The following is an 801-nucleotide window of genomic DNA, read 5'->3' on the forward strand; positions in this document are numbered from 1 at the left end:
TGCTTGATCTTGAACATCTCGCGCTTGTCCGGCTGATAGGTCAGGTCGACGGGTTTTGCGATCACGCCGTCGAGTCCCGCGCCCTCGAACTCGTCGAACCACCGGTGCGCCGTCGCGAGGTCGGTCGTCACCGGGGTGACCTGGAATTTCGGGCCCGCGCCAGAGAGCGCGTCGACGAGTGCATTGCGGCGTTCCCCGAAAGGCCGTTGGGTGTAATCGATGTCGTCTCGCGCGAGCAGATCGAACGCGATGAAGGCCGCGGGTGTCTTCTCGGCCAGCATCCGGACCCGCGAGTCGGCGGGGTGGATGCGTTGTTGCAGGGTCTCGAAGTCGAGGCCATGGCCGGCGGCGACGACGATCTCGCCGTCGATCACGCAGCGTCCGGGTAGCTCCGTCCTCGCGGCCGCGACCAGTTCGGGGAAGTAGCGGGTCAGCGGGCGTTCGTTGCGGCTGCCGAACTCGACCTCGTCGCCGTCGCGGAACACCAGGGATCGAAAGCCGTCCCACTTCGGCTCGTACGACCACACACCCGCCTCGGGCGGGACCTTGGCCTGGGCCTTGGCCAGCATCGGTTCGAGCGGCGGCAGTACGGGAAGGTCCACCCCGCCCATTATTGCGTCCACGCCACTTCTGACCGACGACACCGGGAAATGTCATCGCCGGTCAGCGCGGACGGCACTGCGACAATGGCCGAATGCGCCTACCCGTGATGCCGCCGGTGAAGCCGATGCTGGCCAAATCGGTGGCGTCGATTCCCGCGGACGCGTCCTACGAACCGAAGTGGGATGGCTTCCGGTCGTT

General features: G+C 66.4%; 2 protein-coding genes. One reads left to right on the forward strand and one right to left on the reverse strand.

What is annotated here, in order from left to right; all coding sequences use genetic code 11:
- A partial coding sequence (locus tag A5752_RS12650; RefSeq protein ID WP_197500603.1) for an ATP-dependent DNA ligase occupies positions 1-602 on the reverse strand: 602 nt, incomplete at its 3' end.
- A gap of 92 nt (positions 603-694) precedes the next feature.
- Between A5752_RS12650 and A5752_RS28000 the strand changes: the two genes are divergently transcribed.
- Positions 695-801 (forward strand): hypothetical protein (locus A5752_RS28000; protein WP_231983393.1); only part of this gene is annotated, 107 nt, incomplete at its 3' end.

Origin of the sequence: Mycobacterium sp. 852002-51961_SCH5331710 (genome assembly GCF_001665535.1) — a bacterium.
Taxonomy (GTDB): domain Bacteria; phylum Actinomycetota; class Actinomycetes; order Mycobacteriales; family Mycobacteriaceae; genus Mycobacterium.